The sequence below is a fragment of the Segetibacter sp. 3557_3 genome (assembly GCF_004354985.1).
Lineage (GTDB): Bacteria > Bacteroidota > Bacteroidia > Chitinophagales > Chitinophagaceae > Segetibacter.
The window spans coordinates 80178-88280 of sequence record NZ_SMSK01000022.1 but is presented as its reverse complement, the minus strand read 5'-3'; the positions used below and the strand labels follow the sequence as shown (position 1 = coordinate 88280).

Below are 8103 nucleotides of genomic sequence, written 5' to 3'. Positions count from 1 at the left end.
TAAAGCATAACAACCAGAAAGGATCAACGAGAATATAGATAGAAAAATTCACAGTAGTATAGGAACGTATACAGCCTAATAGAAAAAGCCGCCTCAAACTTTAGTTTTGAGACGGCCTCTTTTTGATTATTTAAACAATGCTGCTAAGCTTCGGCAGGTGCAACCGGTGCAACCAACCTGAAGCCATTACCATGGATGTTTACAATTTCGATATCCGGATCGTCTTTCAGGTATTTACGGAGTTTGGCAATGTATACGTCCATACTTCTGCCATTAAAGTAAGTATCGCTACCCCAGATTTTCTTAAGTGCCTGTTCGCGTGGCAACAAGTCGTTTTTGTGCTCAGCCAACATTTTCAACAGTTCATTTTCCTTTGGCGATAGCGTGTTGGTAACGGTGCCACGGCTCAGTTGACGAAGTTTCGGGTTGAAGTGATAGCTGCCCAGGTCGAACTGGATGTTCTCGTTAATTTTGTTTTCTTCTTCATTGCGCTTCAGTATTACTTTGATCTTTAGCAGCAGAACTTCGCTGTCAAAAGGTTTTGTAATGTAGTCGTCGGCGCCAAGTTTATAGCCCTGGATAATATCGTCTTTCATGGTTTTTGCACTCAGGAAAAATAATGGAATATCCGGGTCAACATCCCTGATCTCTTCAGCAAGGGTAAAACCATCCATGTTTGGCATCATTACATCAAGCAGACAGATATCAAATTTTTCGCGCTGAAAAGCTGCAAGTCCCAACCGGCCATCACGTTCAAGCACCACATCATAATCATTCAATTCAAGGTAGTTTTTCAGTACCATTCCGAGGTTGGTATCGTCTTCGCAAAGGAGAATTTTGTATTTTCTTGATTCCATGATTTTATTTTTGAATAGTTACGTATTAAAGTTAGAACATCGCACCGAAGCTATACAAGTTGCCGGTAAATATTTGTTAATACACTATTTACGCGGTCTCAGCAATTTAGTGCACGAATAACTTTTATAAACAGCATGCCAACCCTGTAATTTTGCAGCTGGTTAAAGCATAAAGCATGGTACTAACGAACGATAATAAATTGAAGAAGGTAGTGGTAATTGGCGACCGGGTACTGATACGACTGGCGAAACCGGAGGATCGTACCGAAAGTGGTCTTTATCTTCCGCTTGGTGTGCAGGACAAAGAGAAGGTGCAACAAGGTTACGTAATCAAGACGGGTCCAGGCTATGCCATTCCGATGCCGGCGGAAAACGAGCCCTGGAAATCGGAAGAGGAGCAGGTAAAGTATATACCGTTACAGGCCAGGGAAGGTGATCTTGCAATCTTCCTGTTGAGCGGCGCAACGGAAGTAATGTACCAGGGCGACAAATATTATATTGTTCCACAGGGCGCTATTTTGATGCTCGAGCGCGAAGAAGACTTATAGTGCGAATGCAGGGATAACAGCGTCGAATGCTAACGGCTTTTTTCTGGTGATTAGCTATTGTAACATAGATGCGGCTTTGGTTACCCGCCCAGCTACGCCTAAGGTTTACCAACATCTTTTTGGTTGAAATTTTTTTAAGTACCAGCATTGTTTTTCATAGCATCATCCTTGCCCGCCCGGATGCCAGACGGACGGGCGTCGCAATCAGTTCATCGGCAAAGCAACAAGCATCTTCGGTCTTCAAACTGAAGGTTTTATTAATTCTCATGTCGTTTGAGATCGAAGTGGAATTGATTATAGACGGCAGGGCTGAGCCAGTCGGACGGGCGACGCTCCACTACATATACCGTTTCAGCTGAAGGGAGAAACTATTTAAACGTTTCCGGGAAGATGTAAGGGATGAGCACAATGCTTACACCGATGATGATCCAGATCACCGGTATGAGGTAGCCATTTACAAAGTCGTGCACCAGGAAACGGCTTGCATCGTCGGGATGAACCAGCAAGGTAAGTTTTGCTCCATCTTTATATATGGGTCTTCCGGGATTGTCTTCCCCGCAGATCATCTGTTTTAATTCGCCCGATTTATCGGTGAATTCAACAATCGGGGCATAGAAATACTTTGGTCCCATCAGCGGATCTTCTACAGTCTTGATGTCATTACCTACGATTGTTGCAGCCACCTTGTAGTAGTTTTTTACTTTACGCACATACATATAAAGCCGGTAAAAGCTAAGACCCAGGATTAAAGCAGCAAGAAACCAAAGCATAGTGGATGGATTATTTTCAATGCGTTATGTTGCATTGCTCAATAAAGTTAAACCGTACAAGAGTGCGACGCAAGTAAAGCTTCATTAGTGGTATTCTGCCCGGTCCATAAAAAATTTCCCAAATCCTAAGTTTGCGTATATCGTAACTTCCTTAAAAATTTCTGATGATGCCAGATAAACAAACGTTTGCAGCAGCTATTGCAGCCGGCTATACATTTAAGGGTGATAGTGTAAAAATTGGAGGTGCAATGTTTAACGGAGAAGTTGTACCGGGTGCTGATGTTTTCCTGCCTTTAAAAACAATGAACCGTCATGGATTGATTGCAGGGGCCACGGGCACCGGTAAAACAAAAACGCTCCAGATGATGAGTGAAGCATTAAGCGACGCAAGTGTTCCTACCCTGCTGCTTGATATCAAAGGCGACCTCAGTGGTATAGCAATGCCGGGAACCTTAAACGAAAAAATTACCGAGCGGAGCAACATGATCGGTATAAACTATTCGCCATCGGGCTACCCCGTTGAACTGATGACGTTAACCAATTCAGGCGGGGTTAAGCTGAAGGCAACGGTAACTGAATTTGGACCGGTGCTACTAACAAAGATCCTTGGATTGAATGATACCCAAGGCGGGCTTGTAGCCATAATTTTTAAATATTGCGACGACCATAAGCTGCCGCTTCTCGACCTGAAAGACTTTATAAAAGTGCTCCAATATATCGGCGATGAAGGCAAAGCAGATCTTGAAAAAAGCTATGGCAAAATTTCAACTACAAGTACCGGAACGATATTGCGTAAGGTGGTAGAACTGCAACAACAGGGTGCTGATGTTTTTTTTGGCGAGCGCAGTTTTGACGTTGATGACCTAATGCGCATAAGTGACGATGGGAGAGGGGTGATTAACGTTTTAAGGGTTACCGACCTGCAGGATAAGCCAAAACTGTTTTCCACGTTTATGCTGCAGCTGCTTGCTGAACTTTATGCAGTATCGCCCGAAGAAGGCGACCTGGACAAACCCAAACTGGTGATGTTTATTGATGAGGCCCACCTGATTTTCCAGGAAGGCAGTGCTGCATTGATGCAGCAAATTGAAACGGTCATCAAGCTCATTCGCTCAAAAGGGATCGGGATATTTTTTGTAACACAAAACCCGATGGATGTACCCGCAGGCGTACTTGGCCAGTTGGGTATGAAGGTTCAGCACGCGTTGCGGGCATTTACCGCCGTTGACCGGAAAGTAATAAAACAAACGGCTGAAAACTACCCCGAAACCCAGTACTATAAAACGGAGGACCTGATAACCGGCCTGGGCATAGGTGAGGCACTGGTAACAATGCTTAACGAAAAGGGCATACCAACCCCGCTTGTACATGTAATGCTTCGGCCGCCGCGCAGCAGGATGGATATCTTAAGTGCTAACGAAATCGAAAGCCTGACCCAAAACAGCAAGCTGGTTGCCAAGTACAACCAGGTTATAGACAGTGAAAGCGCTTACGAGATCTTAAACGAGAAGTTAGAAGAGGCTGCCTCCAAAACGCTTCGCGAACGGGAAGTGATTGAAGAAGCAAAAGCAGGTAAGAAAGCTGCCAAAGAAGAACCCGGATTTTTTGATAACCCGGTGGTAAAAAGCGTAGGGAAAACTGCAGCAAACATAATTACCCGCAGCCTGTTGGGTGCGCTCGGACTTGGCGGACGCACCAGCCGTAAAAAAAGCTGGTTTTAAAACCGGAACTGCTTGTTGAATGCGCATCAAAATAAATTGAAGGGATAACAGCTCCTTGATTATGCATGCACCCGGCTGACAATACCAGGGTTGTGCATAATCAACAGCTTTTCTGCGTGCAAGTAGTCTAACACTTTCCAGAGTTTTTCTTTTTTAATGCCCGAAAGCTGGTCGATAAGTGTCTTTACTTCGATACCTGATTCTGGTATGGTTTCAAGAATTTTTGTTTGAATAGACAGGAAGTCTTCTTTAGACAGTTGAAGGTTTTTAAGTTGAAGGCAATTATCGCAAACTCCGCAGCGGCTCAGGTTGGTATCGCCAAAATAATTTCCAATGAAAGTGCTTCTGCATGCGGCTTGTAAGCGCACATAGGCCAGCATGGCATCGATCCGTTTTTTGAACTGTAACTTTCTTTCGAAGTAAGCCGCCTGGTTGAAACTGAGGTATGCTGCGGGTGCCCTGTTCTGGTTGAAGTAGACCTGCGGGGTTTCCTTCTGCGGGTAGTATTTCAAAATGCCAAACCCTTCCAACATTGCGAACCTGGAACGTAGCACTTCCGCGTTCATTCCTGTAAGCCGGCAGAGCAATGACTCACTTATTGAAACAACATTGTCGAATATGCCATGGTATGTACGCAACAGGGTTTTTAGAAGTTCCTGGTGTTCAGGATGCGCCTGCTGAAACTGGTCAAGCGATTCTTTGTCGCAGGTGAAGCCAAGTTTCGCCGGAATAAACACCTGTTCGCTAAACGTGAGGTGCCCATCCTGCTCAAGCGCTTTTAGTGCAGCCATCACCAGGAAAATATCCAGTTCAAACTGCCGCACAAAGTCGTTAAGGTGGAATTCGAAATAAAGACCTTCGCCAGCGCCCACCGGCAGTTGAAGAAAGTTGGCGAGCGCCTGGTATATCTTCCTGATTTCATCGACGGGCGGGTAACGCACTTCGGGGGAATGAGCAAGATCCATCAACTCCCTTTCCCGGTAGAGCAATACCGCAAAAGAGCGGTTGCCATCCCTGCCGGCACGGCCTGCCTCCTGGTAATAGCTTTCAAGACTATCCGGTACATCCATATGGATCACCGTTCTAACATCAGGTTTGTCGATCCCCATGCCAAATGCATTGGTGCAAACCATTACCATTGTACGGTTCTTTATCCAGCTTTCCTGCTTCTTATTTCGTTCCTCCTGCAACAAGCCCGCGTGATAGAAATCGGCCACGATATTGTTGCGGACAAGTTCCTGTGCGATTTCCTTACACCGTTTACGCCTGTTACAATAAACGATGGCGGAGCCCGGAACTTTCCTTAGTATATCGAGTAATTTATTGAGTTTACTATCTGCATTGAACGCGCTGTAGGAAAGATTAGGCCGTTCAAACGACTGCCGGAATATGCTCGACTGTTTAAAATTCAGTTTGGAACAGATGTCATCCTGTACTGCAGCCGTTGCTGAAGCTGTTAATGCAAGAACAGGAACCTTTCCCAGCTCTTCTCTTAATTGAACAATCTTCAGATAGGCTGGCCGGAAATCATAACCCCATTGCGAAATACAATGCGCCTCATCTACAGCAACCAGGGTGATGTTTAATCTAGGAAGGAATGACCTGAACAGGCTTGTCTCGAGTCGTTCCGGTGAAACGTATAAAAACTTATACTGTCCGAATGCAGCATTCTGAAGCACCCCTTCAACGTCGAAAAACGTCATTCCGCTGTGTATGGAAAGTGCCGGAATGTTCCGTCGTCTTAGCTGCTCCACCTGGTCCTTCATCAATGCAATAAGTGGGCTGATAACAAGACAAAGGCCCGGCTGCATCAATGCGGGAATTTGAAAACAAATCGACTTGCCACCACCGGTAGGCAGAAGTGCAAGGGTGTCGTTGCCCGCCAGTACTGATGTGATGATCTCTTCCTGGATTGACCTGAAGGCGGTGTGTCCCCAATGTAGTTTGAGCAGTTCCAGCGGGGCAGGCACGATAAAAATTTAGTGTTAAGGTGTTAGGCGAAGTTAGTTGAAGAAATAACCCCGAGTTGCTAATGTATGTTGCACTTAGTCGAGTTTCTTCCAGTTTAACCAAAGTGAGTTACCGGCCAGCACCACATCGCTCAGACCCATTACAAGTGCTCCTGCGGTAGGTGTAAGTAAACCAACTGCTGCAATGGGGATCGCGATGATGTTGTACAGAAAGGCCCAAAACAGGTTGCTCTTTACCGTGCCATAAGTGTGTTTTCCAAGTTGCATTGCCATCGGTAGTTTCTTCAGGCCATTGTTCATTAACACCACAGATGCACTTTGGATGGCGAGTTGGGATGCTGCGCTCAATGACACGCTGATCGATGCTCTTGCAAGCGCAGGCGCATCGTTGATGCCATCACCGACCATTACCGTTGGGGCAACGGAACTCAGTTGATCAATTTTTTCAAGTTTCTGTTGAGGGGTTTGCCCGGCATATACTTCATCAATGTTCAATTGCTCAGCAACTGCTTTGCATTTGTCCGGCGTATCCCCGCTCAACAGGATTGTTCTGATCTGGTGCTTTCGGCAGAAAGCCATTACTTCTGCGGCTTCGGGCCTTATTTCATCGGCTATGTCGAGCCAGCCGATTACAGCCCCGTTTTTAACAACATACAACTGGTGTTCATCACTGGCGATGGCCGGATGTATCTTGCCGGAACCGATCATAAAAGTATTGCCTTCTTTATCCTGCCCCTGCATGCCTAACCCGCGCAGTTCTTCGATTTTCTTCCACTTAAGCGGATCGGTCGTTTTCCATTGGCTGGAAATGCTTTTCGCTATGGGGTGATTAGAAAACTTTTCCAGCGAATAAACGAGCCTGCGAAAACTTTCTTCATCGCCTTCGAGGTGTTTATATGCGGACACTTTAAACTGCCCGGTAGTAAGTGTGCCGGTTTTATCAAATACCATTTGCTTTACTGTTCTAAAAAGTTCCATGCTTTTTGAGTCAGTGTACAAGATGCCTTGTCTTGCTGCACGGCCAAGACCGACGGCAATTGCTGCCGGGGTGGCGAGACCCATGGCGCAAGGGCAGGCAATAACCAGCACCGCAATGGATCGCATCAGGCTCTCCTGGAACGAATGCTCAGCCAGGAAGTAATTACCGGCAATGGTTAAAACGGCAATGGAAAGAACAACGGGCACAAATATTCCGCTGATCTTATCGGCGAGTTGCTGTACCGGAGGTTTATGTCCCTGTGCCCGTTTCATCATGTCAACAATCCCATTTAAAACGGTGTCTTTACCAACTGCTGTTACGTAAGCTTTAATAGTGCCATTAGCGATAACACTTCCGCCTATAAGCACATCGTTTTGTTTTTTAAAAACAGGCAGACTTTCGCCGCTGATAATGGCCTCGTTAACTTCGGCTTCACCGGTAAGCACCTTGCAATCCATAGGCACCTGCTCACCTGCTTTCACCAGTATGAGGTCACCTACTTTTAGGTGAGTATTTTCGATTGGGAAGATGTTTTCGTTATGCTGATCGTCGTAGGCGATCATATTGGCCATAACCACCTGGTGTTTTGTAAGATCGTTTATCGACTTCTGGGTTTTTTCGATCGAGAAATCTTCGAGCCAGTTACCAAAAAATACAATGGTTAATATAGACGCCGCCGTTTCATAGAAAATCTTTGATGGGTCGTTGGTGATGGTGCCAATAATACTATATATGAAAGCTGCTGTTGCGCCAATGGCGATCAGCACATTCATATTTGGCACCCCGCTCCGCAGACTGCGTAGCGCGCTTTTTCCGAAGAAATCCATACCTACAATGTATACGGGCAGGCATAACGCCAGTTGCAGGTAGGGGTTGTGCAGAAAGTGAATTCCTGCCCACATGCCGAGGTGACCGGCCATAAGTACCAACGTAAACGGCAGGCAGAAAACGAATTTTTTCCAGGTGGTGTCCAGGAATTTTTTCTTTTTTTCCACCGGCGCCAAATGGTCGGCAACAATGGTATAACCAAGGTCCTCGATATTCTTCTTTGCTTTTTCAAGCGAACCATTTGTATCAGTCGTATTAAAGGCCACGTCGCCGGTGATTGCATTTACCGCAACATCCTTCATACCTTGCCTGGTGAGTACTTTATTTACGGAAAGTGCGCAATTGCTGCACGTCATGCCCTCTACTTTCCAATTTACCTTTTCCATAGTCGTCTGAATTACCTTAAGTTCTTTGATACTCCTCCGGCATG

6 protein-coding genes are annotated in these 8103 nt (G+C 45.8%); 2 read left to right on the top strand and 4 right to left on the bottom strand.

Features of this window, described 5'->3' with window-relative positions; genetic code table 11:
• Positions 1 to 143: 143 nt before the first annotated feature.
• Complete coding sequence (locus EXU57_RS22570; protein ID WP_133270529.1) at positions 144 to 857, bottom strand: response regulator transcription factor; 714 nt, start codon at positions 855 to 857, stop codon at positions 144 to 146.
• Positions 858 to 1033: 176 nt separating this feature from the next.
• Here EXU57_RS22570 and EXU57_RS22565 point away from each other — a divergent pair, with 176 nt between their 5' ends.
• Complete coding sequence (locus EXU57_RS22565) at positions 1034 to 1405, top strand: co-chaperone GroES family protein (protein ID WP_133270528.1); 372 nt, start codon at positions 1034 to 1036, stop codon at positions 1403 to 1405.
• 368 nt (positions 1406 to 1773) lie between these two features.
• Here the strand turns inward: EXU57_RS22565 and EXU57_RS22560 are convergent, their stop codons facing one another.
• Positions 1774 to 2175 carry a DUF3592 domain-containing protein gene (locus EXU57_RS22560; protein WP_133270527.1) on the bottom strand — a complete coding sequence of 134 codons (402 nt, stop codon included), beginning with the start codon at positions 2173 to 2175 and terminating at the stop codon, positions 1774 to 1776.
• 164 nt (positions 2176 to 2339) lie between these two features.
• Between EXU57_RS22560 and EXU57_RS22555 the strand changes: the two genes are divergently transcribed.
• Complete coding sequence (locus tag EXU57_RS22555; protein ID WP_243745694.1) at positions 2340 to 3896, top strand: helicase HerA-like domain-containing protein; 1557 nt, start codon at positions 2340 to 2342, stop codon at positions 3894 to 3896.
• A 59-nt stretch (positions 3897 to 3955) separates the two neighbouring features.
• Here EXU57_RS22555 and EXU57_RS22550 read toward each other — a convergent pair whose 3' ends face one another.
• Positions 3956 to 5866 (bottom strand): ATP-dependent DNA helicase RecQ, encoded by a 1911-nt coding sequence (locus EXU57_RS22550; protein ID WP_243745693.1) that lies wholly within the window; start codon positions 5864 to 5866, stop codon positions 3956 to 3958.
• 75 nt (positions 5867 to 5941) lie between these two features.
• Positions 5942 to 8059 carry a heavy metal translocating P-type ATPase gene (locus EXU57_RS22545; protein ID WP_133270526.1) on the bottom strand — a complete coding sequence of 706 codons (2118 nt, stop codon included), beginning with the start codon at positions 8057 to 8059 and terminating at the stop codon, positions 5942 to 5944.
• Between the last annotated feature and the right edge of the window lie 44 nt (positions 8060 to 8103).